This window comes from Pseudothioclava alba (assembly GCF_033100795.1).
Taxonomy (GTDB): Bacteria; Pseudomonadota; Alphaproteobacteria; order Rhodobacterales; family Rhodobacteraceae; genus Pseudothioclava.
Genome location: NZ_JAWLVI010000005.1, coordinates 13,581 through 37,965, shown reverse-complemented (window position 1 = coordinate 37,965; position 24,385 = coordinate 13,581). Strand labels below are relative to the sequence as shown.

25 protein-coding genes are annotated in these 24,385 nt (G+C 61.9%); 6 read left to right on the top strand and 19 right to left on the bottom strand.

Going from position 1 to position 24,385, the window contains the following annotated elements:
* The first annotated feature begins 2 nt into the window (after positions 1-2).
* Positions 3-842, top strand: a complete 840-nt coding sequence (locus RYZ20_RS11925) for a phosphogluconate dehydrogenase C-terminal domain-containing protein (RefSeq protein ID WP_317673768.1) — start codon at positions 3-5, stop codon at positions 840-842.
* Between the two features lie 147 nt (positions 843-989).
* On the top strand, positions 990-1,928 hold the full coding sequence (locus RYZ20_RS11920; RefSeq protein ID WP_317673766.1) for a 2-hydroxyacid dehydrogenase: 939 nt from the start codon (positions 990-992) through the stop codon (positions 1,926-1,928).
* A gap of 55 nt (positions 1,929-1,983) precedes the next feature.
* Here the strand turns inward: RYZ20_RS11920 and denD are convergent, their stop codons facing one another.
* Genes denD through RYZ20_RS11880 form a run of 8 tightly spaced genes read right to left on the bottom strand, consistent with a single transcriptional unit; the run spans position 1,984 to position 10,179 of the window.
* Complete coding sequence (denD, locus tag RYZ20_RS11915; RefSeq protein WP_317673764.1) at positions 1,984-2,952, bottom strand: D-erythronate dehydrogenase; 969 nt, start codon at positions 2,950-2,952, stop codon at positions 1,984-1,986.
* On the bottom strand, positions 2,949-3,866 hold the full coding sequence (locus tag RYZ20_RS11910; RefSeq protein WP_317673762.1) for a sugar kinase: 918 nt from the start codon (positions 3,864-3,866) through the stop codon (positions 2,949-2,951). Before RYZ20_RS11910 ends, denD begins: the two co-directional genes overlap by 4 nt.
* Positions 3,863-5,014, bottom strand: a complete 1,152-nt coding sequence (locus RYZ20_RS11905) for a fumarylacetoacetate hydrolase family protein (RefSeq protein ID WP_317673760.1) — start codon at positions 5,012-5,014, stop codon at positions 3,863-3,865. The genes RYZ20_RS11910 and RYZ20_RS11905 overlap by 4 nt, the downstream gene beginning before the upstream one ends.
* Before the next feature lie 9 nt (positions 5,015-5,023).
* The gene (locus tag RYZ20_RS11900) at positions 5,024-6,400 is read right to left on the bottom strand and encodes an FAD-binding oxidoreductase (protein WP_317673756.1); all 1,377 of its coding nucleotides are present in this window, start codon (positions 6,398-6,400) and stop codon (positions 5,024-5,026) included.
* Positions 6,400-7,329 carry a dihydrodipicolinate synthase family protein gene (locus tag RYZ20_RS11895; RefSeq protein ID WP_317673754.1) on the bottom strand — a complete coding sequence of 310 codons (930 nt, stop codon included), beginning with the start codon at positions 7,327-7,329 and terminating at the stop codon, positions 6,400-6,402. Before RYZ20_RS11895 ends, RYZ20_RS11900 begins: the two co-directional genes overlap by 1 nt.
* Positions 7,314-8,516: a mandelate racemase/muconate lactonizing enzyme family protein gene (locus RYZ20_RS11890; protein WP_317673752.1), complete on the bottom strand. Its 1,203-nt coding sequence runs from the start codon at positions 8,514-8,516 to the stop codon at positions 7,314-7,316. The genes RYZ20_RS11895 and RYZ20_RS11890 overlap by 16 nt, the downstream gene beginning before the upstream one ends.
* On the bottom strand, positions 8,513-9,115 hold the full coding sequence (locus RYZ20_RS11885) for a LysE family translocator (protein WP_317673750.1): 603 nt from the start codon (positions 9,113-9,115) through the stop codon (positions 8,513-8,515). Before RYZ20_RS11885 ends, RYZ20_RS11890 begins: the two co-directional genes overlap by 4 nt.
* Positions 9,109-10,179, bottom strand: a complete 1,071-nt coding sequence (locus RYZ20_RS11880) for an L-idonate 5-dehydrogenase (protein WP_317673748.1) — start codon at positions 10,177-10,179, stop codon at positions 9,109-9,111. Before RYZ20_RS11880 ends, RYZ20_RS11885 begins: the two co-directional genes overlap by 7 nt.
* Positions 10,180-10,266: 87 nt before the next feature.
* On the opposite strand from RYZ20_RS11880, the gene RYZ20_RS11875 reads away from it, so the two are divergent.
* Together RYZ20_RS11875 and RYZ20_RS11870 are read left to right on the top strand one after the other, a co-directional pair.
* Positions 10,267-11,028, top strand: coding sequence for an SDR family oxidoreductase (locus RYZ20_RS11875; RefSeq protein WP_317673746.1), 762 nt, complete (start codon positions 10,267-10,269; stop codon positions 11,026-11,028).
* 10 nt (positions 11,029-11,038) lie between these two features.
* The gene (locus RYZ20_RS11870; RefSeq protein ID WP_317673744.1) at positions 11,039-11,962 is read left to right on the top strand and encodes an NAD(P)-dependent oxidoreductase; all 924 of its coding nucleotides are present in this window, start codon (positions 11,039-11,041) and stop codon (positions 11,960-11,962) included.
* Between the two features lie 75 nt (positions 11,963-12,037).
* On the opposite strand, the gene RYZ20_RS11865 is transcribed toward RYZ20_RS11870, so the two are convergent.
* The 5 genes from RYZ20_RS11865 to RYZ20_RS11845 are packed head-to-tail and all read right to left on the bottom strand — an operon-like array spanning position 12,038 to position 15,031.
* Positions 12,038-12,802 carry an SDR family NAD(P)-dependent oxidoreductase gene (locus RYZ20_RS11865; RefSeq protein WP_317673742.1) on the bottom strand — a complete coding sequence of 255 codons (765 nt, stop codon included), beginning with the start codon at positions 12,800-12,802 and terminating at the stop codon, positions 12,038-12,040.
* A 33-nt stretch (positions 12,803-12,835) separates the two neighbouring features.
* Positions 12,836-13,537 carry an RraA family protein gene (locus RYZ20_RS11860; protein WP_317673740.1) on the bottom strand — a complete coding sequence of 234 codons (702 nt, stop codon included), beginning with the start codon at positions 13,535-13,537 and terminating at the stop codon, positions 12,836-12,838.
* Between the two features lie 14 nt (positions 13,538-13,551).
* Positions 13,552-13,881: an AzlD domain-containing protein gene (locus tag RYZ20_RS11855; protein ID WP_317673738.1), complete on the bottom strand. Its 330-nt coding sequence runs from the start codon at positions 13,879-13,881 to the stop codon at positions 13,552-13,554.
* The gene (locus RYZ20_RS11850; protein WP_317673736.1) at positions 13,878-14,591 is read right to left on the bottom strand and encodes an AzlC family ABC transporter permease; all 714 of its coding nucleotides are present in this window, start codon (positions 14,589-14,591) and stop codon (positions 13,878-13,880) included. The genes RYZ20_RS11855 and RYZ20_RS11850 overlap by 4 nt, the downstream gene beginning before the upstream one ends.
* A complete protein-coding gene (locus tag RYZ20_RS11845) occupies positions 14,588-15,031 on the bottom strand; it encodes a hypothetical protein (protein WP_317673734.1) in 444 nt (147 codons plus the stop codon). The genes RYZ20_RS11850 and RYZ20_RS11845 overlap by 4 nt, the downstream gene beginning before the upstream one ends.
* 153 nt (positions 15,032-15,184) lie before the next feature.
* Between RYZ20_RS11845 and RYZ20_RS11840 the strand changes: the two genes are divergently transcribed.
* Entirely contained in the window at positions 15,185-16,966 is a 1,782-nt protein-coding gene (locus tag RYZ20_RS11840) for an IlvD/Edd family dehydratase (RefSeq protein WP_317673732.1), read from the top strand.
* A gap of 36 nt (positions 16,967-17,002) precedes the next feature.
* Positions 17,003-17,740 carry an SDR family oxidoreductase gene (locus tag RYZ20_RS11835; RefSeq protein WP_317673730.1) on the top strand — a complete coding sequence of 246 codons (738 nt, stop codon included), beginning with the start codon at positions 17,003-17,005 and terminating at the stop codon, positions 17,738-17,740.
* Between the two features lie 45 nt (positions 17,741-17,785).
* On the opposite strand, the gene RYZ20_RS11830 is transcribed toward RYZ20_RS11835, so the two are convergent.
* The 6 genes from RYZ20_RS11830 to RYZ20_RS11805 form a co-directional block, all read right to left on the bottom strand.
* Positions 17,786-18,664, bottom strand: coding sequence for a DMT family transporter (locus RYZ20_RS11830; protein WP_317673728.1), 879 nt, complete (start codon positions 18,662-18,664; stop codon positions 17,786-17,788).
* A gap of 10 nt (positions 18,665-18,674) precedes the next feature.
* On the bottom strand, positions 18,675-19,397 hold the full coding sequence (locus tag RYZ20_RS11825; protein ID WP_317673726.1) for an SDR family oxidoreductase: 723 nt from the start codon (positions 19,395-19,397) through the stop codon (positions 18,675-18,677).
* On the bottom strand, positions 19,394-20,287 hold the full coding sequence (locus tag RYZ20_RS11820; protein ID WP_317673724.1) for an NAD(P)-dependent oxidoreductase: 894 nt from the start codon (positions 20,285-20,287) through the stop codon (positions 19,394-19,396). Before RYZ20_RS11820 ends, RYZ20_RS11825 begins: the two co-directional genes overlap by 4 nt.
* A gap of 73 nt (positions 20,288-20,360) precedes the next feature.
* Positions 20,361-21,851, bottom strand: a complete 1,491-nt coding sequence (locus RYZ20_RS11815; RefSeq protein ID WP_317673722.1) for a UxaA family hydrolase — start codon at positions 21,849-21,851, stop codon at positions 20,361-20,363.
* A 75-nt stretch (positions 21,852-21,926) separates the two neighbouring features.
* The gene (locus RYZ20_RS11810; protein WP_317673720.1) at positions 21,927-23,555 is read right to left on the bottom strand and encodes a TRAP transporter large permease; all 1,629 of its coding nucleotides are present in this window, start codon (positions 23,553-23,555) and stop codon (positions 21,927-21,929) included.
* A gap of 1 nt (position 23,556) precedes the next feature.
* Entirely contained in the window at positions 23,557-24,360 is an 804-nt protein-coding gene (locus RYZ20_RS11805; RefSeq protein WP_317673718.1) for a TRAP transporter small permease subunit, read from the bottom strand.
* Positions 24,361-24,385 lie beyond the last annotated feature (25 nt).

The window sequence follows — 24,385 nt, the reverse complement described above, 5'->3', positions numbered from 1 at the left end:
ACATGACGAAAGTTGCTCTGCTTGGTGCAGGCGGGAAAATGGGCGTCCGGCTGGCCCGCAACCTTAAGGCGTCGCCCTTCGAGGTGGTTCCGGTCGAGATTTCCGAAGAGGGCCGCGCACGCCTGAAGGCAGAAACCGGCCTTGATACGGTCGATCAGGATACCGCGCTGGCGAATGCCGATGTCGTGCTGATGGCCGTGCCGGACCGTCTGATCGGCAAGATTGCGCATACCTTCATCGACAAGCTGAAACCCGGCGCTGCTGTGATCGTGCTGGACGCCGCCGCACCCTATGCCGGCGAGATGCCCGAGCGTGACGACGTCACCTATTTCTGCACCCATCCGTGCCACCCGCATATCCTTGAGGTGCAGGACACCAAAGAGGCTCAGGCCGACTATTTCGGCGGCATCGCCGCGCCGCAGGGCATTGTCTGCGCCCTGATCCAAGGCCCGGAAGAGCATTATGCGCTGTGCGAAGAGATCGCGAAAATCATCTACGCGCCGGTTGCCCGCTCGCATCGCTGCACGCTGGAAAACATCGCCGTGATGGAGCCTGCCCTGTCGGAAACCGTCGCCGCGACACTGTCGCTCGCGCTGCGTGATGCAACCGACCGCGCCGTGTCGATGGGCGTTCCCGAGGCCGCCGCGCATGACTTCGTGCTTGGCCACCTCAAGATCGAACTGGCGATCGCGTTCGGCATCTTCCCCGAGGGGAAATTCTCGGATGGCGCGCTGATGGCCATCGACAAGGCGAAATCGGTGATCTTCCAGCCCGACTGGCTTGACCGCGTGTTCAGCCTTGAGGCCGTGAAGAAGTCGGTCAAGGAAATCTGCGAAGGCTAAGCCTTTGACGATAGGCGCGATTTGACCTCCCGGTGGTCGCGCCGCGTGAAGCGGGCAGTGCTGGTCACTGCCCGCTTTTATATGATTGACAGTTGCGACTGCGGGCTTCATCTTTTGGTATACCATTTGCCCGAACAGGAGCCACCCATGACCGCCACGATTGCCATCGGCAGCTATAGCGACACCGACAAAGCCGCGCTGATTTCCTCTTTCGATCCGGTGTTCATCGCTGGCCCCGCCGATCTGGCCACGCTGGACGAGACCACGCGCGCAGGCATCACGACCGTCGCCTTCAAGGGTCATGCGCCGTTTGACGGGGCGGTCATGGACCTTCTGCCAAAGCTCGGGCTGATCGCGAATTTCGGTGTGGGCTATGACGCGATTGATGTCGTGGCGGCCTCGGCGCGCGGGATCAAGGTCACGAACACCCCCGATGTGCTGAACGATGACGTTGCCGATATTGCGGTCGGGATGCTGCTGATGCAACTGCGCGAGATGGAGAAGGCGTCAGCCTGGGCGCGCTCGGGCTCGTGGAAGGACAAGGGCGAATACCGGCTGAACCGCAAGGCCTCGGGGGCGAAAGCGGGGATCGTCGGACTGGGGCGGATCGGGCGCGAAATCGCCAACCGTCTGGCCGCATTCAAGATGGACATCCACTATTTCGCCCGCTCGGAAAAGGACACACCCGACTGGACCTATCACGCCGATCCGGTCGCGCTGGCGCAAGAGGTGGATTATCTGGTCGTTGCCCTTGTCGGCGGGCCGGACACCGAAAATTTCGTGACAAAAGAGATGCTTGCCGCCCTCGGGCCGCGAGGCATCCTGGTCAATATCTCGCGCGGGAGCACCGTGGACGAGGCCGCCCTTCTGGATGCGCTGGAGCAAGGCACCCTTGGCGGCGCGGGTCTGGATGTGTTCCGCAACGAGCCGCATATCGACCCGCGCTTCTACGCGCTGGAAAACGTGGTGATCCAGCCGCACCAAGGCTCGGGCACCGTCGAGACCCGTGCCGCGATGGGGCAATTGCAGCGTGACAACGTCGCGGCGTTTCTGGCCGGAAGCGCGCTTCTGACGCCGGTCAACTAAGCCAAAACCGCCTCGCCTTAAAGCAAAGGGCGCCCCGCAGGGCGCCCTTGTTCGTTCAGGCCGAGGGTTTGTCGTCCTCAAGATAATAGCGGATGTTGTCTTCAAACGAGTCATCCGCCGACAGCCCCAGCTTGATCGCCTTTTCGGGGCGCAGATCAAAGCGCCAGCCTTTGACGATCGCCTGAATGTCGGGCTGCGCCTCCCACTTGATCAGCTTGGCTGGCTCCGGCCCCGCGACTGCGGTCATTGCGTCGATCAACTGGCGAATGGTCCACATCCGGCCCGGCATCATCATGCAGCGGTTCTGGCCCAGATCCTCGGCGGCGAGTTCGGCCCCTTTGATCAGGTTCTCCACGCATTTGCGCGGCGACAGATAGTAATGCGGGAAGTCGTCATCCACAGGGCAGACCGCCTCTTGCCCGTTCAGCGGCTCGCGCAGGATCGAGGACATAAAGCTTGACGCCGCGCGGTTGGGCTTACCCGGACGGACCGAGATCGTCGGAAGCCGGAACCCGCGCCCGTCGACAAAGCCCTTGCGGCTATAGTCATTCAGCAGCAGTTCACCGATGGCCTTTTGCGCGCCATACGAGGTTTGCGGGTTCAGGAAAGTGTGATCCACGATCGGGTCGGGAACCTCGCCGCCGTAAACCGCGATCGACGAGGTGAACACCATCACCGGCTTGGTGCCAAGGGCGCGGGCGCGCTCCAGCACATTCAGCGTGCCCATCATGTTGATGTTCATGCCCGCGTCGAAATCCTCTTCGGCATGGGCCGACACAATCGCGGCCAGCAGATAGATCACATCGACATCCGCCGTCACACATTGCGCGACCGAGGCCGGATCAGCGATGTTGCACGCCATCGTGGCGACCGGCATCGGCGCATCCGCTATCGGCGCCGGATCGACGATATCGGCCAGCGTGATCTTGTCGATGGACTGGCCGCGCAGCGTGCCGCGAGCCACCAGCGCGCGGGCCAGCTTTTGACCGACAACGCCGCCGCCGCCGATAATCAGGATATTCATTGTGTTTCCCCTTCGAATATTGCGGGCACCAGCGCGCCCCGTGACTGGATGACTTTCGCCGCCAGCGCCATTGCGCCCTGTGCGGCCGTATCGGTGGATTGTCCTGTGGCCAGCCCTGCAAGGAAGGCCGCGCCAAAGCTGTCTCCGGCGGCGGTGGTATCGACAACCGTTGCAACTGCTTCGGCGGCGAATGGGCGGATGCCTTGCGCGTCCCAAAGCGTCAGCGCGCCGCCGCCGTTCTTGACCGGAATGATCCTGGCCCCAAGGCCGCTATAACGCGCGATGGTCTCGTCCGGCGTTGCGTCGCCAAACAGGACAACCTCTTCATCAAAGGACGGCAGCACAATATCGGCAACCGCAGCCCCCGCCAGCATCCCCTTGCGCATCGTGTCCTGATCGTCCCAAAGGGCCGGACGCAGGTTGGTGTCAAACGCAATCACCGATCCCGCCGCCCGCGCCCGCGCCAAGGCCGCGCAAAGCGCCTCACGCGCAGTGGGTGCCAGAATGGCCAGCGTGATCCCCGAGAAATAGATATAGGCGCGGTCTTTCAGCACAGCCTCCAGCCATGCCGGATCATCGGCCAGCGTTTTTGCCGCCGATTGCCCGCGCCAGTAGGAAAAGCTGCGCTCTCCGTTCTCAAGGCTGATCATATAAAGCCCGACCGTCCGGTCTTTGACCCGCCGGAGCGAGGCCGTATCAACCCCCTCGCCCTCCATAAACGCCGCCATCTCTGCCGAGGCTGCATCCGTGCCGATGCAACTGCCGTAAGACACCGACCAATCGGCGGGCAGCATCCGGCGCGCATACCAGGCGGTGTTGAACGTGTCCCCCGCAAAGCCGCGCCGATAAAGCCCACCGCCCGCATCGGCCATCTCGATCATGCACTCGCCAAGGCACAGGATGCTTTGCCTCATAGCAGCCCCCGCCCCGCGAGGTTGCGCATCAGGGCCGTGGTGCCAAAGGTCCACGCGGGGCATTCTGTCGACAGCCGCACGGTATTGCAAAGAGCGCCCAGATTGGACTCGGAGATCGTGACCACATCGCCCGCGTGATGGGTGAAGCCCTGCCCCTTGGCGTCGCGGTCCTTGACCGGCGCGAACATCGTGCCGAGAAACAGGAAGAACCCGTCGGGATACTGGTGATGACGCCCGATTGTCTGGCTGACCAGCGAGGCCGGATCGCGGCTGATTTTGGTCATCGAGGAATGGCCATCAAGGGTAAACCCGTCCTCGCCGGTGACGTTCATCGACAGTTCCGCCACGCGGATCGTATCCAGCGAGAAGCCCTCGTCAAACAGCCGCACAAACGGCCCGATCGAGCACGACGCGTTGTTGTCCTTAGCCTTGCCCAGCAGAAGGGCCGAGCGCCCCTCGACGTCGCGCAGATTGACGTCATTGCCAAGCGTCGCGCCGACGATAACCCCGCGCGAGTTGATCGCCAGAACGATCTCCGGCTCGGGGTTGTTCCAGTTCGAGATCGGGTGAATCCCCACCGCCGCACCCCAGCCCACCGCCGCCATCGGCTGGCTTTTGGTGAACACCTCGGCATCGGGGCCGATCCCGACTTCAAGGTATTGCGACCAGAGGCCTTCTTCCTGAAGCACCTGCTTGACGCGCATTGCCTGTTCAGACCCCGGCTCAATCCCCGACAGGCTTTCGCCGATCACGGCTTTGACACGGGCGCGGATTTCCTCGGCGCGGTCGGCGTCCCCTGCGGCACGCTCTTCGATCACGCGCTCGACCATGCTTTCCGCGAAGGTCACACCCGAGGCCTTGATCGCCTGAAAATCGGGCGGAGCCAGAAGGCGCAAATCATCCGCCCCCGCACCTTCCGTCGAGGCGGCGACCAGTTCCGCCAGCGTGCAGACCTTGCGCCCATCCGCACCGCACGCCACCGCCGCCGGAGCGTCAGCCTCCAGAAGCGCCTGCATCGTCGGTAGATCGCGGCTGGTGATGTCGATCACGTCGTCACCGTCAAGGCGCACAAGCGCGGGGCCAACACCCGGCAGCCAGACCCGACCAACAAACGTCGCGGCGGGAAACGGATTTGCATAAGGCAGCATGGGGTTCTCCTAGTTCATCGGCGGCAAAATCTTGCCCGGATTGAGAATGTTATTCGGATCGAAGGCAGTTTTGATCGCCCGCATGAAGTGCAAAGCGGGGCCGTGCTCGGCCGCCATGAATTTCTGTTTTCCAAGGCCGATGCCATGCTCACCCGAGACCGTCCCGCCAAGCCGGAGGCCGGTCTCGGCCAAGGCGGAGGTGAACTTTTCAGCCCGCTCCATCTCGTCTGCATTATCGGGGTTCACGCTAAGCGCCACATGGAAATTACCATCACCCACATGGCCGACAATCGTCGAGGTCAGCCCAAGCTCTTGTGCATCACGCTGTGCCTGATGCACGGCTTCGGCCAGTCGCGAGATCGGCACGCAGACATCCGTCGGCCAGGTGTGACCGCCCTTCCCAAAGGCCGCGCTGGCGTAATGGGACTTGTGCCGCATCGCCCATAGCGCGTTGCGTTCCTCGGTGCTGGTGGCGGTTTTCCAACCCTCTGCGCCGAAATCGCGGGCCAGTTCGCCAAAGACTTCCATCTGCTCGGCCACGCCCGCTTCCGAACCGTGGAACTCCAGAAACAGATGCGGCACCTCGGGCAGATCGGCCTTGGCGTAAGATTTGAACGCGCGCACCATCATTTCATCAAGCAATTCGATCCGCGCCATCGGCAGCCCCGACTGGATCGTCAGGATCACGCAATTCACCGCATCTTCAACAGTCGGGAAACGGCAGGTCGCGGCGGCAACGGCCTCGGGGATGCCATGCAGGCGCAACGTCAGTTCGGTGATGATCCCAAGCGTGCCCTCGGACCCAATCAGCAGATGCGCCAGATCATAGCCGGTCGAGGATTTCCGCGCCCCCGAGCCACAGCGAATAACCGTGCCATCCGCCATCACCGCCTCAAGCGCCAGAACATTGTCGCGCATCGTGCCATAGCGCACCGCGGTCGTGCCGCTCGCGCGCGTCGCCGCCATCCCGCCGACCGAAGCATTCGCGCCCGGATCGACCGAGAAAAACAGCCCCGTCGCGCGCAATTCCTCGTTCAGTGCGATCCGCGTGATCCCCGGCTGCACGACAACATTCAGGTCTTCGCCATTCACGGCCAGAACCTTATTCATCCGGTTCATATCAAGGCTGATGCCGCCCTGAACCGCCAGATGCTGCCCTTCCAGAGAACTCGCCGCGCCATAGGGAACAATCGGGCAGCGATGCGCGTTGCAGATTTTTACAATGCCCGAGACCTCTTCGGTGGTCTCGGGGTAGGCCACCGCGTCGGGGGGGGTGAACGGGTAGTAGGTCTCGTTCTGGCCATGCAGATCAAGATCGGCGCGGGTTGTCACCAGCCGCTCGCCCAGCAAAGCGCGAAGCTCTGCAATTGCTGCCTCATGTGCCATTATTTACCCCATTTCAGAACGACCGGATCAAGCGGCCGCAGCAGCTCGAACAGCATCGAACGGGTATCGGGGTGCAGCGGTGCAATCGGGTGGCGGCAGAAATCAGATTTGATCACGCCCCCTTCGACCATCGCCGCCTTGGCCGATCGGAAGCCGCACTGGCGGTTCTCGTGGTTCACCGCCGGAAGCACGCGGGCATAGCCATCGAAAGCCGCCTGCCGCTTGCCCGCATGGAAATCGCGCACAATCGGGCCGATCAGATCGGGGATCATGGCCGAGGTCATCGTGCCGGTCGCGCCCGCGTCAAGGTCCGCCAGAAGGGTGATCGCCTCTTCGCCGTCAAACGGGCCTTCAATCGCCGCCCCGCCCTGGGCGATCAGCGCGTGCAGCTTGGCCGCTGCCTGAGGGCACTCGATCTTGAACAGCTTGAGCATCTCGATCTCGTTCGCCATCCTGACCAAGAGCGGCACCGGCAGATCAACACCCGACAAGGGCGCATCTTGCAGCATGATCGGGATACCGACCTCGCCCACCGCGCGGAATTGCTCCAGCGTCTGCTCGGCCGTGCCTTTGAGCAGAGCGCCATGATAGGGGGGCATCATCATCACAATCGCCGCGCCCAGATCCTTGGCAAAGCGCGCGCGCTCTACCACGATCGGGGTCGCAAAGTGGCTGATCGTCACGATCACAGGCACGCGGCCTGCGACATGCTCAAGACAAAGCCGCGTCAGCGCCGCGCGCTCGTCGTCGGAAATCAGAAACTGCTCCGAGAAATTCGCCAGAATACAGATGCCATCAACGCCTTGGTCGATCATGCAATCCAGCACCCGCTTCATGCCGTCATAATCAACGGTCCCATCGGGGTTGAAAGGGGTCGGAGCGACGGGCCAGATGCCCGAATAGGTAGCGTGTGTCATTGGTCTTTCCATTTGGAAACATTACGGAATGTGGTGAAGGCACGGTCCAGATCGGGGTTCAGCTCAAGCCCGAGGCCGGGACCGGGGGGAACGGTAATCATGCCGCGTTCGACGCTTGGCAGCGCCGTTACAAGGTCGCGATACCAAGTGCGGTAGAAGGCGCGCACGCTTTCTTGCACAAGCGCATTGGGCGCGGCCAAAGACAGGTGCGTCGAGGCCGCAAGAACCACCGGACCCGTGCAGTCATGGGGGGCCACGGGCAACTTTTCGGCCTCGGCCATCGCGGCGACCTTGCGCGCCGCACTCAGCCCCCCGCACCAGCTTAGGTCCAGCATCACGACGCCCGCCGTCCCCGTCGCCAGCAGATCACGGAACGCCCCGATCCCGCCAAGCGTCTCCGAGGCACAGACCGGAGCCTTGCTTGCCGCCGCATAGCGTTTGAGCAGATCGAGGCTATCAAGCCGGATCGGGTCTTCATGCCAGAAGGTGTCAAACGGCTCCAGCGCGCGGGCGATTTTGATCGCGGGCGAAAGCTGCCACATCGAGTGGAACTCGACCATAATATCCATCTGGTCGCCCACGGCGTTGCGGATTTTCTCGAACGGCTCCAGCGCGCGCTTTAGCTGGTCAGCCGAGATATAGGCGCCCTCGTTCGCCTCGGCGGCAGCATCGAAGGGCCAGATTTTCATCGCCGTGATGCCGTCTTCCAGCAGCGATTGCGCCAGCTCGTCCGCGCGGTGCAAAAACCCGTTCAGATCGTCATAGGCGCCGCCCTTGCCAAGCCCGTAATTGCCGGTCTGCTGGCCGCTGTCATCCTTGATATATTCAACGCCCGCGCAGGTGTTATAGGCGCGGATCGCGGGGCGCGTGAACCCGCCCAAAAGCTGCGCGACAGGCTGGCCCGTCGCCCGCCCCCACAAATCCCAAAGCGCAATATCAAAGGCCGAATTGCCCCGCGTTTCCGCCCCTGTCGAGCGCCAGCCCAAATAGCCTTCGGCCTTGCGCGCCAGATATTCGATCCGGCGCGGGTCTTCGCCCAGCATCAGGGGCGCAAGGGTCTCATGCACATAGGCCTCGACCGCGCGTGCGCCGTAAAAGGTCTCGCCCAGACCCGTGACACCCTCGTCGGTATGCACCTGAAGCCACATAAGGTTCGGGCGCTCGGCGATGCGGATGGTCTCAATCGCGGTGATTTTCATGCGGCCCCCCGTGCAGCCGACCAAAGTGCAAGCGCCACCACGCCCAGCATTGATGCCGCCATCAGATAGTTGATTTTACGATGCGTCGCCTCGGGCAGATCAAGCCGGTGCAGCACCACACCACCCCACAGCCACGCAAGGTGGATGGGTATCCAGATCGCGTTTGTAATCAGCACCTTAGAGGTGATCTCGAACAGCAGATTATCGGGCGCAAAGCTGAACCCCGTCATCAGAGAGGTATTCACCGCATAGGCTTTGGGGTTGATCGCCTGAAGCAAAATCCCCCCCATGATCCCGGGCGGAGATTTCGCCTCGATAAAGGCGATGCGGGTGCCCGCGAAGGCGATTTTCGACGCGAGATACAGCAGATACCCGACCGAGCCAGCCATCAGCACAACCCGCAGCCACGGCACCGACAGCACCACCGCCGCCAGCCCCGAGATGACCGCGAACATCACCATATTCGTGCCCAGAAACAGCCCCAGCACATAGCGTAGCGAGGGCCGGAACCCATAGGCCGCGCCAAAGCCAGCCGTGCTCAGCACGCCGGGACCCGGCGTGATAATCAGCAAGATAACAGCGGCGACATAGGTCAGCACGCGCCGAACTCCAGTTGCACTTTCATTGCCTGCGCACGGTCCAATGCGGTCGCAAAGGCCGCCTCGTAATCAGCCAGCGGGAAGCTGTGGGTGATCAACGGCTTCACGTCGATCAGCCCCGCCTGCATCATCTGCACGGCGATGGCGAATTCCTCGTGGAAGCGGAACGAGCCGACCAGCGCGATCTCTTTGGCGGTGATCTGGGTCATCGGCAGGGTCATATCGCCCGACATGCCAAGCTGCACCAGCCGCCCGCGCGGACGCAAAACGCCGATCCCCGCCGCCAGCGCAGGGGCCGCGCCCGAACATTCGAACTGCACATCAAACGTGCCCTTGCCCGTCGCGAAAGGCGCCAGCGCATCAGGGTTCGCCAGCGTGTTAAGCGCCTGATCCGCACCCGCCGCAAGCGCATAGCTCATCGCGCCATCAGCGATGTCGGTGGCGATAATCTCGGCGGCACCCGCACGCCGCGCCACCATGATCGTCAGAATTCCAATCGGGCCGCAGCCGGTGACAAGCACGCGCCGCCCCAGCATCTCGCCCGCCTGCCGCACCGCATGGAGCACAACGGCCAAAGGCTCGGCCATCGCGGCCTCGCCCGCACTTAGCCCATCGGCAGGAATACAGTTTTGCGCCTGCGCGACGATGGCTTCGCGGAAGGCTCCCTGAATATGCGGGAAGGGCATGGCCGACCCGTAAAAGCGCATGTTCAGGCATTGGTTTTGCATCCCGCGCACACATTCCGAGCACGTCCCGCAGGGCCGCGACGGCGAGATCGCCACAAGATCGCCAACCGCCAGACCGCTGACCCCCTCGCCCAGTTCGGCCACGCGACCCGCGACCTCGTGGCCAAGGATCATCGGCTCTTTCAGGCGCACCGCGCCGAATCCGCCGTGGCTGAAATAATGCAGGTCCGAGCCGCAGATGCCCCCGCGCTCAAGGCGCACCAGCACCTCTCCGGCCTTCGGAGTGTCAAGCTCGCAGCCAGATAAACGCAGGTCTTTCGCCGCGTGAGCATAAAGCGCTTTTGTCAATTGTGCCTCCCCGTGGGCTTTCGCTTGCATCGCCCGAGAAATGGTATACCATTTTCAATGAAGGCGGGTTTGCCCGTATTTGTCAAGCCTGCCAATCGGCAAATCCACGGAGGAAAAATGCAACTCTTCGACCTGACGGGCCGAACCGCCCTTGTGACCGGCTCTTCGATGGGCATCGGCTTTGCACTGGCGCGCGGGATGGCGCAGGCGGGGGCAAAGATCATTCTGAACGCCCGCGATCAGGCGCGGCTGGAGGAGAGCGCCGCACGTTTGCGCGACGAGGGCGCGCAGGTCGATACGCTGGTGTTTGACGCGACCGACGCCAAGGGCGCGCGCGCCGCGATTGACGGATACGAGGCTGACATCGGCCCCATCGACATTCTGGTGAACAACGCCGGAATGCAGCACCGCACCCCGCTGGAGGAATTCCCCGTCGAAGCGTTCGACCGGCTGATGCGAACCAACGTGAACTCGGCGTTTTATGTCGGCCAAGCGGTTGCGCGGCACATGATCGCGCGCAAATCGGGCAAGATCATCAATATCGCCAGCGTGCAAAGCGCCCTCGCCCGACCCGGCATCGCGCCCTATACCGCCTCAAAAGGCGCCATCGCGAACCTGACCAAAGGCATGTCTACCGACTGGGCGAAATACGGGCTGAACTGCAATGCCATCGCGCCGGGCTATTTCGATACGCCTTTGAACGCCGCGCTTGTGGCTGATGCGGATTTCTCGGCCTGGCTGGAAAAGCGCACCCCTGCGGGCCGCTGGGGCAAGGTCGAAGAGCTGGTCGGCGCGTGCATTTTTCTGGCCTCGGACGCGGCCAGTTTCGTCAACGGCCACACCCTGTTTGTGGACGGCGGCATATCCACCAGTCTTTAGGGAGAGAGACATGAGCGAGAAACCCGTTATCGGCTTTATCGGCGTGGGCTATATGGGTCACGGCATGGCCAAGAACATCTTGAAAGGCGGCTATAAGCTGTGGATCAAGGGCCGCTCGAACCGCGCCCCCATCGACAGCCTTGTCGGCATGGGTGCGCAAGAGGCGGCCTCGCCCAAAGAGATGGCCGAGAACTGCGACATCATCCACATCTGCCTGTCGAATTCCCCGCAAGTCGAAGCGGTGATCCGCGGGCCGGATGGCATTCTGGCGGGCGCGCGCAAGGGGCTGATCGTGATCGACACCACGACCGCCGACCCGACCTCGACTATGACGCTTGCCGCCGAGATGGCCGAGCACGGCGTAACCTTTGTTGACGCCCCCTTGGGCCGCACCCCGAAAGAGGCCGAGGAAGGGATGCTGGATGCGATGGTCGGCTGTGACGAAGACGTTTTTGCCACGATCCATCCGGTGATCGACTGCTGGGCGGGGTCGATCTCGCGCATCGGGCCGGTTGGCACGGGCCATAAAATGAAGCTGTTGATGAACTTCCTTGGCGGCGCCTATGCCGCGCTTTACGCCGAAGCCTCCAGCCTTGCGGCGAAGTCGGGGATCTCTCCGGTGACGTTCCGCGATGTGATTGGTCCCAGTCGCTTGGGTAGCGGGTTCTTCAACACCTTCATGCAATATGTCTGCGAGCGCGACGAGAACGCGCATAAATTCACCATCGAGAACCTGTCAAAAGACCTGCGCTATGTGAACGCGATGGCGACGGATGCGGGGGTGATGAATGTCATGGCCTCGGCCGCGCGGCACTATTTCACCCATGCCGAGGCGATTGGCGCGGCAGGGGATTTCGTGCCGATGCTGTCCGATCACGTCGCCCGCCTGAACGGTCTGGACATGGCCGCAGTCATCGCGAAACACGGCAAGTAACGCTTCCTGAGAAGGCCGTTTCCCTGCGGCCTGACCAACTGCCTTTGGCGCCAGAAACGCCAAAGGCTTTTTCTTTTAATAGGTTGCGCGCCCGCCCGACAGATCGAACACCGCCCCCGTCGTGAACGAGTTTTCAGGGCTGACCAGCCAGCCGATCATCGCGGCGGCCTCTTCGACCTCCAGGAAGCGGTTCCGCGGAATTTTCGACAGCATATAGGCGATGAACTCCTCGGTAAGCTGGTCGAATATCGCCGTGCGCGCGGCGGCGGGCGTAACCGCATTCACCGCCACGTCACAGCCCGCGAGTTCCTTGCCAAGCGACTTGGTAAACCCGATCACCGCCGCTTTTGAGGCGCTATAGGCGCTGGCGTTCGGGTTGCCCTCTTTCCCCGCGATCGAGGCGATATTGACGATGCGCCCGAAATTGCGCGCCTTCATCCCCGTCACCACCGCCTTATTGGTGAAATAGGTGCCCATCAGGTTGATCTCGACCACGCGGCGGAATTCCGCGTTGTCATAATCTTCAACGGTGGCATTGGCCCCCGCGATACCCGCGCTGTTCACCAGCAGATCAACCTTGTCCAAAGCGGCCTCGGTTTCGGCAAGCGCGCCGCAAACGCTCTCCCAATCAGCGATATTACAGCTTACAGGCACAACTTTGCCCAACGGCGCCAGCGCCTTGGCCGCGGCCCGGTTCAGATCGGCGTTCATATCCCAAAGCGCGACACTCGCGCCCGACTCAAGCAACCGCTTGGCGACGGCAAAGCCAATCCCCTGCGCGCCGCCCGTGACAACTGCGCTCAGGCCGTTCAGGTTAATCGTGTTCTTCGGTATACTCATGCAGGCGTCCTCCCTCCTGACTGAAATCCGGCCTTAATCGACCACAACGGCGCGCCCGTCAGCGATCATCGCTGCGATTGCACCCATCTGGCAGAAACCCGCTTTGACCTTGGCTTCCAGCGCATCCTCAAGCGATTTGATGACCTGAAGCTGCGCGATAACGGCGTCGATCTCGGCATAGGGAACAACAACCACGCCGTTGCGGTCGGCCACAATAATATCGCCGCTGGCAACATGGCGCCCGCCAACAACCGCGCCAAAGCCCACACGCGCCGGACCGTTGGCATAGGGCGAATTCGGGCTAAGCCCCGCGCACCAAACCGGCAAACCGGTTTCGATGATGCCCTCGTAATCGCGCATCTCGCCGTCGGTCACAAAGCCCGCCGCGCCTTTGTTTTTCAGCATCCCGCAGAACTGATCCCCCGAGACCGAGCAATTGCGATGCCCGTGAACTGCCGCGACGACAACATCACCTTCTTGCAGAATATGCAGCGCGGCCATCGTCGCCAAAATCTCGGCCGGACCGTTGTCAGCAACCAGCGCCACGCCGACCATCTCGCACGAGGCAAAGTCGCGCCCGAAACCAAGCGGGCGGATGCTGCTGGCCAGCGCGCCCTGCCCGTTCATCGCGTCGCAGATAAAGCCGGTCGGCACACCGCGAAACGCATCCAATTGCGCCGCCGTCGGGCGCGGGAAGTTCTGACGGATGGTCAGAACGGGGGGTTCTTCGATCATGTTTCAACTCCGTGTCAGATAAATTTCTCAAGATATTGGGCGGCGTAAAGCGTGCCCATTCCGGCGATGATGGCCCAGATTACGCCCAGCCGAAGCCCCGCGACGAAAGCCGCGACCGCCGCCAGAATGCGCGGCAGATCGGGGGAGCCTCCGGTCGCTTCGGGCCAAAGCACAAGCGGGGTGAACAGCGCCGGAAACACCGCCACACCCACATATTTCAGATGCAGAATGGCCCAGTCCGGCAGGGTTCGCCCGCCCAACAGGCCCAGAAAGGAAAACCGGATCAGATAGGTGCCGATGCCAAGCGCAACGGTCAGTATCCAGAACGAGCGGTCGTCGATCATCCGCCCACCCTCGCAACGCGGCGCGCCAAAAACAGCTCGGATTGCGCGCCTGCAACGATCCCGCAAATCGCCGCAAGGATCAGCCCGAAGGACCACGGCACCCAGGCGAACACGATAGCCGCCAGAACCGAAACCAAAGCCGCCACCAGATGCGGTGCGGTGCGCAGCAAAGGCGCGGTCAGCGCGATAAAGCAGACTGGCACCGCGAAATCGAGCGAATATTCGGGCGGGATCGCCTGCCCGACCAAAGCGCCAAATAGCGTGCAGCCATACCAGAACGGGCAAATCAGCGCCATGCAGCCAAAGTAATAGGCCACCTTGATCGCGGGTGGCATGGTGGGGTTGTCCTCATAGGTGCGCACTGCAACGGCAAAGGCCTGATCGACCATCAGATACGCCATCAGCGCCCGCACCCCAAAGCGCGCGTGCCCGACATGTGGCACCAGCGCGGCGGAATACATCGCCATCCGCAGGTTCACCGCCAACCCCGCCAGAAGCGCAATGAAAACAGGTGCTTGATCTTGCAAAAGCGCCAAAGCGGTAAATTGCGACGCCCCCGCGATAACCAGCACGGTCATCGACATCGTTTGCAACAGATCCAGCCCCGCGTCGCGCGCCACCACGCCGAACAACGTCGAATAGGGCACCACAATCAGGATGAAGGGCGCACAATCCAGATACCCACGCAGAAAGGCGGCGCGCGGGGTCATTTCACGTCACGGCTGCGCCAGAACAGCCGCGCATAGGCATTACCCGAGGCCGCAGCCTCGCATTGCGATTTCTGGCGCAGGATGACCTCGGCTGACTGGTCCGAGACCGCCTTTGCCAGCTCCTCCATCCGGTCGCATTGCAGCAGACCCGTGAGGATGTCGTATTTCACCTCGATCGCAGCGATGGTGGCGATGTCGTCGCTCCCTGTCGCTCCGACCTTATCCAGAAGCCCCTTGATCCCCGCCGACCAGCCGTCCCTCACCTCGCGAAAGCACACCGCCGCGGTCGAGGAGGCCTCGGGGCCATTTGCCGCACAGTCTGCGCTGGCCGCTTCGATACACTCCAACACGGGCTTTCCAGCCTCGATTCGTCCCTGAATACACGCATCCGCCGCAGCCAGATCAACTCCGGCCATCGCGGGCGCGGCCATAAAAGCCACGGAAAATACAGAAAAAACGATGCCGCCACGCAATAACATGAAGCCTTCTCTCCCTTTGCTGCGTGTTTACTCTTGCATTTGGTATACCAAATGGCAAACCTATAAACACGAGAGGCGAACCGAATTCGGCCGCCCGATCTACCGGAGGTAAAAATGTCTGATACCCGCGCGAACAAGCGGTTCCGCTCGCAGGAGTGGTTCGACAACCCGAACAACCCCGGGATGACGGCGCTATACGTCGAGCGATACTTGAATCAGGCCTTCACGCGCGAAGAGTTGCAAAGCGAACGCCCGATCATCGGCATCGCGCAAACGGGGTCAGACCTTGTGCCGTGCAACAAAATCCACGTCTTCCTGATGGATCGCATCAAAGCCGGTATCCGCGATGCGGGCGGCGTGCCGATGGAATTTCCGGTGCATCCGATTTTCGAAAACGCCAAGCGCCCGACCGCCGCACTGGACCGGAACCTTTCCTATCTCGGGCTGGTCGAAGTGCTGTTCGGCTATCCGATTGACGGGGTTGTGCTGACCACCGGCTGCGACAAGACCACGCCCGCGATGCTGATGGGCGCGGCAACGATGGATATTCCCGCAATTGCGCTGAATGGCGGGCCGATGCTGGATGGCTGGTGGAAGGGCAAGCGCGCAGGCTCGGGCACGGTGCTGTGGGAGAGCCGCAGGCTCTATAGCGAAGGCACCATCGACTACGAAGAATTCATGGATCGCGTGTGCTCCTCGGCGCCGTCTTTGGGGCATTGCAACACGATGGGCACCGCCTCGACGATGAACGCGATGGCCGAGGCGCTTGGCATGACGCTGACCGGAAATTCCGCGATCCCCGCCCCCTTCCGCGAGCGGATGGCGATGGCCTATGAAACCGGCAAGCGGATCGTTGAAATGGTCTACGAAGACCTGAAGCCCTCGGCCATTCTGACGCGCGAAGCCTTTGAAAACGCAATTGTTATTAACGCCGCCATTGGCGGCTCGACCAATGCGCCGCCGCATTTGCAGGCCATCGCGCGCCATGCTGGCGTCGAGCTGGATGTGAAGGATTGGGAGGCCATTGGTTATGACATCCCGCTAATGCTGAACATGCAGCCTGCGGGCGAATATCTGGGCGAAAGCTTCTTCCGCGCAGGCGGTGTTCCGGCGATCATGGGAGAGCTGATGAAGGCCGGACGCATCCACAAAACCGCGATGACCGCGACCGGCAAGACGATGGGCGACAACCTCGAGGGCTGGCACAGCACCGATCTGGACGTCATCACCACCTATGAGACGCCCTTGCGCAAAAACGCGGGCTTCAAGGTGCTGTCGGGCAACCTGTTCGACTCGGCGCTGATGAAAACCAGTGTGATCTCCGAGGACTTCCGCAAGCGGTTCCTCTCGACCCCCGGCAACGAGGGTGTTTACGAGGCCCGCGCCGTGGTCTTTGAAGGCCCCGAGGATTACCACGACCGGATCAACGACCCCGCGCTTGGAATCGACGAACGCACGATCCTGTTTATCCGAGGCGTGGGCGCGGTGGGCTATCCCGGCTCGGCCGAGGTGGTGAACATGCAGCCGCCGGACGCCATTATCCGCGAGGGGATCAACCATTTGCCGACCGTGGGCGACGGGCGCCAGTCGGGCACATCGGAAAGCCCCTCGATCCTGAACGCCTCGCCCGAGGCAGTTGTCGGCGGCGGGCTGGCCTATCTGAAAACCGGCGACATAGTGCGGCTTGACCTGAACGATTCAACGATGAATGCGCTGGTGGACGATGCCGAATGGCAGGCCCGTATCGACGCATGGACGCCGCCCGAATTGCGCCACCAGACGCCGTGGCAAGAGCTTTACCGCAAGCATGTCGGGCAACTGGCCGAAGGCGCGTGCCTTGAACTGGCCACCGCCTATCAACGCATCGGGCGCGACCTGCCCCGCGACAACCACTAACGCCCGCACCGGACAGCCGAACGAAAGGAAACGCGAATGGGGAAGACGATTATCATTACGGGCGCGGGTGGCGGTGTCGGACGGGCCACCGCGCGGGCTTTTCTGGATGCGGGATGGCGCGTCGGGCTGGTCGGGCGTCGCCCCGAGCCGCTGGAAGAGACCGCGCGCGGCCATGACGGCGCGCTGATCCTGCCCTGTGATGTGACGGATGAAGCGCAGGTCGATAAGGCCTTCGGTCAGGCCAAGACCGCCTGGGGTCATCTGGACGCGCTGTTCAACAATGCGGGCGTCGCGATGAAGGGTGCCCCTGTCGATGAGCTTTCGGTCGCGGACTGGCGCAACCTGATTGACGTGAACGTCACCGGCAGCTTTATCGCCGCCCGCGCTGCCTTTGGTATCATGCGCCATCAGTCGCCCCAAGGCGGGCGCATCATCAACAACGGCTCGGTGTCTGCCTATGTGCCGCGGTGGGGGTCTGCGCCCTATACCGCCTCGAAACACGCGATCACGGGGCTGACCCGCACGCTCAGCCTTGACGGGCGGCCCTATAGCATCGCCTGCGGCCAGATCGACATCGGCAACGCGCTGACCGATATGGCGCATGCGATGACCCAAGGCGTGCCGCAGGCCGATGGCTCGATCGCCATTGAGCCGGTGATGGATGTGGCGCATGTTGCCTCGTCGGTGCTGCATATGGCGAACCTGCCGCTTGAGGCAAATGTGCAGTTCATGACGGTGATGGCGACGAATATGCCCTTTATCGGGCGCGGCTGACCCTCCCCTATCGCGCGACCAAACGGCCCCGTTACGGGGCCGTTTTTATTGCGCGCGGCGCTCGCGCTGCCAGATATACAGCCCTGATCCGATGATGATCAGCCCGCCGCCAAGGGTCCACACCGTCGGCCATGTGCTGAACACCAAAATCCCTGCCACCGCCGCCAGAAAGATCTGCGAATAGATCATCGGCGCCAGGATCGAGGCATCTGCCCACCGATGCGCCGTCGTCGCTGCGATATGGCCAAAGCCACCAAATCCGCCAATCGCGAAAAGCACGATCCATTGCGTCGTGGTCTCGGGCCAGACCCAGTCCATCGCCGCGAACGGGGCCAGCGCCAGCGTCGCCAGCCCGCTTGCCCAGATCTGCTGCGTTGCGTTGCTTTCGATCCCCGCCAGCATCCGCGTCATAATGAAATACATCGAGGCAATGCACAGCGCCGCAAGGGAAAACCCCATCGCGGGGTGGATCTCGGCCCCCCACGGCTGCACCACGACCAGAACCCCCAGAAAGCCCACACAAACCGCAATGATCCGCCTCAACCCGACCCTTTCGCCCAAAAGCGGGATCGCCAGAAGCGTAATCACGATGGGTTGGGCAAAGCTGATCGAGGTCGTCACCGTGATCGGCAGGAACTTCAGCGCCATAAAGTTGCAGATCGTGCTGGAAAACAGGAACAACGAGCGCAAGAACTGCTTGGCGGGCGCGTTCGAGCGCAGCACCCTCAGCCCCTCTTGCGGCGCATAAATCAGCGCGGAATAGACCAGATGCCCCGCATAGCGCACGAACACGATCTGGATTACCGGCAGACCCGACAGGCTTAACCATTTGGCCGAGGTGTCGATGCAGGTGAACAGAACCACGGCCAGAAGCATCATCAGGATGCCGGCCGCAGTCCGGTTTTCGCGTGGTTTGACGCTCATTGGGCCACCTTTACAGTGTCATGCCCCCGTCAATCGCGACGCACTGGCCCGTCATGTAGCGGCTCTCGTCCGAGGACAGATAGACCACCAGATCGGCAATCTCCTGCGCCTCGCCAAGACGGCCCATCGGCTGACGCGCGACAAAGGCTTTCATCGCGGCGTCATAGTCACCGGTGGCGCGCAGACGCTCATGCAGGCTGGGGCTGTCAACGGTGCCCGGCGCGATGCAGTTACAGCGGATACCGCGCGTGATGTAATCGGCGGCAACCTGTTTCGTCAGGCCAATCGTCGCGGCCTTCGAGGTGCCATAGATAAAGCGGTTCGGCAGCCCGCGCAGGTTCGAACAGACCGAGGCGATATTCACAATCGCGCCGTGGCCACGCTCCAGCATCCCCGGCAGCGCCGCCTGGATCGAGTGGAAATGCGCGCGCACATTCAGGTTCATCGCGAAATCGAACTCGGCGTCATTCGCGTCCATGATCGTTCCGGCATGAACAACGCCGGTGCAATTGACCAGAATGTCGGGCTGCGCGACCGTCACGGCCTCCATCAGAGCGGCCTTATCCAGCGCGTTCAGCGCAAAGGTTTCCGCCACGTCCAGCCCCGCCAGAAGGTCGCCCTTCAGGTCGGTCGCGATGACATGTGCCCCCTCACGCGCCAGAGCCTCGGCGCTGGCACGACCGATCCCCTGACCAGCCGCTGTTACAAAGGCGCGTTTGCCCTGAAGTCTCATTTCGGTTCACTCCCAAGATGTTTGCTCATCCAATCAACGACTTCGGGGACCATCAGCGCCCCGTCGCCGCCTGCATTAATCTCGCGCAGCGTTGCATCGGCCGCGCCCGACATCCGGCTGCTCAGGCCAAGTGCCTGCGCCATCTCGCGGTAATAGCCCACGTCTTTCGAGGCATTGGCGACGGAAAACGCCAGATCAATTTTCCCCTCCACCGCGTAATTGCGGATGAAATCCATCATCCCCGAACGCAGCGGCCCCGCCGCCATCACGCTATACAGCTTGTCGCGCGCGATACCTGCCGCATCGGCGGCGGCGAAAGCCTCGGACATGGCGCAGGCGGTGGTCATGGCGAAGTAGTTGTTGATCAGCTTGATCGTATGCCCGCTGCCCGACGGCCCAAGATGGAACACGTTTTCCCCCAGCACATCCAGCTCGGCGCGGACCTTGGCGAAAGCCGCCTCGTCGCCCGCGCACATGATATTCAGCAGACCATCCTTGGCGTGGGCTGGCGTCCGGCCAAGCGGCGCATCCAGATAGCTGGCGCCCTTCGCCTCTATATCGGCACAGATTTTCAGGGTAGACGCAGGCAAAGAGGTGCCAAAGTCGATCACGACCTGCCCCGCTTTGACGCCAGCAAGAACGCCATCATCGCCATAGATGCGCCCCTCGACCTGCGCCGAGGTGCCCATGCACAGCATCACAATATCCGACCCCGCCGCAAGGTCGCGCGCGGTAGCGGCCTCATGCGCGCCACGCGCAATCGCCTCTTCAACGCCCGAGCGATCGCGGTTGCCCATGACGATCAGATCGTAGCCCGCCTTTTGCAGACACTCGACCATCGCGCGGCCCATCAGGCCCAGACCGATAAATCCGATGACAGGTTTTCCCATGCTGTCCTCCCTAACAGACATGCGCCCCCGAACGGCGCGTTTCGGGTTCGGGCAGGCCGCATGGCCCTGCCCGTTACATCACCGCGCCGACCTGCCAGGGAACGAATTCATAATCGCCCAAGCCTTGCGCTTCGGATTTCGATTGCTCGCCCGAGGCCATGCGCAACCATGCCTGATAAATCTCGCGGCCAACCTCTTCGACGCTGGCACCATCGGTCAGGATGCGGCCCGCGTTGACGTCCATGTCGTCAACCATGCGGTTATACATCTCGGTGTTGGTGGCGACCTTCAGCGTGGGCGAAGGTTTTGACCCAAAGGCCGAGCCGCGCCCCGTGGTGAACACGACAAGGTTGCAACCGCTCGCGATTTGCCCCGTGACCGAGGCCGGATCGTAACCGGGGCTGTCCATAAAGGTGAACCCTTTGGCCGTGACCTGCTCGGCATAGCGATACACACCATTCAGGGGCGTCGTGCCGCCCTTTGCCGCAGCGCCCAAGGATTTCTCAAGAATGGTGGTCAGGCCACCCTTCTTGTTCCCCGGCGAGGGGTTGTTGTCCATGCTGCCGCGGTTGCGCTCGGTGTAGTCTTCCCACCAGCGGATCAGATCAACCAGCTTGTCGCCCACTTCGCGATTGGCGGCGCGCGCGGTCAGCAGGTGCTCGGCGCCGTAAATCTCGGGAGTTTCGGCCAGAACGCCGGTGCCGCCCTGCGCAACCAGCAGGTCACAGGCATAGCCCACAGCCGGGTTTGCCGTGATCCCCGACCACGCATCCGAGCCGCCACATTGCAGCGCAACCATCAGCTCGCTTGCGGGACATTCCTCGCGCTTGGCCTTGTTCACCTCGGGCAGCATCGCCGTGATCTTGGCGATCCCCAGATCAACGGTTTTGCGCAAGCCACCGACGTCTTGAATATTCATCGTCTGGAACAGCGGGCCAGGCGTCAGGCCGTAAGCCTCGATCAGCCAGTCGATCTGCATCATCTCGCAGCCAAGGCCGGCCAGCAGCACACCGCCCACATTCGGGTTGCGGGCATAGCCCCAAAGCGTGCGCTGCAAGAATTCAAACCCCGTGCCGTCGCCGCCCATCGCACAGCCGGTGCCGTGAACAAAGGCGACCACACCGTCGATGTTCGGATAATCGGCCAGAATCTCGGGGGTGAAATGCTGCGCAATCATCCGCGCCGCCGTGGCCGAGCAATTCACGCTGGTCAGAACGGCGATATAGTTGCGCGTGCCAACGCGGCCCGTCGCGCGCCGATAGCCCATGAAGGTATCGGGCACATCGACCGGCGTCACAGGGCGCAGGTTGGTCGAAAATTCATACTCGGCGTCGACATTGCGAAACTCGAGGTTATGCGTGTGGACATGCTCGCCCGCGGCGATGTCTTCGGCCGCATAGCCGATGATCTGCGCGTATTTGAGAACCGCCTCGCCCTTGGCGATAGACCGCGTCGCGATCTTGTGGCCGCGCGGGATCGGCTGGATTGCCCCCTCGTCGCCCACGGCCAGCGCGGTTACAGCGGTCACGACATTATCGGCATCGGAAAGACGCAAGGTGCTCATCGAAAGACTGTCCATGAATGTTCGGAAAAGAGGAACGGGGCGGGCAAGCCGCCCCGCTCAGGGAGTTCGCCTCTCTCAGAGGAACATCGTCACAATCGGCGGATAGATCAGAAGAACCGACAGGGCGAGCAACTGGAGTGCGATGAACGGCAGGAACCCACGGAAGATTGCGGTCAGCGAGATCTGCGGCGGCGCCACGGACTTCAGGTAGAAGGCCGCAGGGCCGAACGGCGGTGAAAGGAAGCTCACCTGCATGTTCATACAGAACACCACACCGAACCAGATCGCGACGTGTTTCGGCTCAAGCCCGCCAAGGAAGCCAATCTCCTCGACCGGCAGCTTAAGCACGATCGGCAGGAACACCGGCATAATCAGCAGCACAATGCCGACCCAGTCCATGAACATCCCCATGATGAGGAAGATCACCATCATCACCAGAATGACGCCCATCGTCGGCAGTTCGGATGCAACGATCATATTCGCCACATAGGTCGGGCCACCCGCAAGGGTATAGGCCGCCGCCAGTGCCGCCGCACCGATCGTCACCCAGATGATGGTGCCGGTCGATTTGAGGGTGCGCATCAGGCTATCCCAGACGATGTCGAAGGTCATCTCGCGACGGATCAGGCCGATGGTGAACACCGCAACAACACCCATGCCCGCCGCTTCGGTGATGCCGGTGATGCCCATGTAGATCGAGCCAAGAACCACACCGATCACGATGGTCGGCGCAATCAGGCCTTTGCCCATCTCCCAGCCTTCGGCGGTGCGCTCGCGCCCGACGACGAACTGGATCAGAACAGCCGCAACCACGCCCGCGCCAATGATATAGGGAATGTCCGAAACCATCCCGAGAGCAATCGGATCGACCCCTTCGACGACTTTGTTATCGCCGGTGATGGTGAAGAACACCGCACGGATCAGCAGCGCGCCGGTGATCCACAGCGTAAAGCGCGACACGAAGCCCACAAAGCGCAGGAACTTCTCGCGGCCCTGCGGTTCCGAGGGGTCAACCTCGGGCAGTGGCGCCATCGACGGGTTCAGGTTGGTCCGGATGATGATGTAGAGGATGAAGAACGACGCCAGCATGAAGCCCGGCAGGAACGAGGCGGTAAACAGCGCCTTGATCGAGGTCTCGGTCACAAGCCCGTAGAAGATCAGAACGATCGACGGCGGGATCATGGTGCCAAGCGAACCGGACGCACAGATCGTGCCGATAGCGAGGTTCTGGTTATATCCAAGGCGCAACATCTGCGGCAGCGCGATCAGGCCCAGAAGCACAACCTCGCCCCCGATGATGCCCGACATCGCCGCCATAATCACCGCCATCACCGAGGTAACAATCGCGATCCCGCCGCGCACGCCGCTGAGCCAGCGGTTGAGCGAGCTATACATATCGCGCGCGATACCCGAACGCTCCAGCAGTGACGCCATAAAGATAAAGAGTGGCACCGATATCAGAACATAGTTCGTCATCTGTCGGTAGACCGCCTGCCCGAGCACAGACAGCGGCCCTTTCCCGAAGTTGCCATACAGCAGTTCGGGGCCGAATTTCATCACCAGCACAGCCACCGCCAAGAAGGCCGAAGCAAAGCCAAGCGGCATGCCAATTGCCAAAAGCGCAAACATCCCGAGAAGCAGCACAATACTAAGCGTGGCAACGTCCGAGACCTTCATCCACGCAAAGAGTTCAAGGAATTCCATATCAGTTCTCCAGCGTCCGGCGGATGTTTTCGATCTCGGTCTCGTCGATATCGTCGTGGCCGTGATGCTCTGGCAGCTTGTTCCAGTCAGCAATCAGGTTCGAGACCGCCTGAATCGCAACCAGCACGATAATCAGAAGGATCGCCGGTTTGACGATGCCCGGAATTGGCGGGTCCCACGCGGTGCCAAAGGTCTCCATCCGCAGGAGGCGCGTCTTGGCATCGGCATAGCCGCCCCAGACCAGAGAGAAGGTGAAGCCAAGCAGCAGAAGCAACGAGATCACATCGGCCGCCTTCTGCATCCAGCGCGGCATCATGTCATAGATCACGTAGATCCGGATGTGGCTGCGCTGTTGCATGGCGTATTGCCCCGCGAACAGGAACACAAAAGCCGCAATCCAGAGCGACAATTCGTTCGCCCAAAGCGTCGGGCGCGAAAAGACGTAGCGCGACACGACTTCATAGAACATTACCAAAACAGTGACAGCCGTCAGGATCATCGCGATCCGCGAGGTCACAAGCGAGAGCGTGTCGAAAACCCCATCGGGACGTTGCTCGATCGCACCGATTGAATCGGAGAGGTAAACCCCCGCCGCGACCAGTGCGCCCAGCATTGAATACAGCATAACCGAAACGATCGGACGCCCTGCGGGGCGGATCATTTCGTGCATCCCGATTGCATCATCAAAGATGAATTGGCCCAGGATCAGCCAGAGATAAATAAGGCCGGTAATCGCGCAAAAGCCGATCATCGCCATTTTGACCGGCCCACGCATGGACCCTAGCCAAACACTTTCGTTTTCCATGCCCATCCTCCCAAGGAAACTTTGC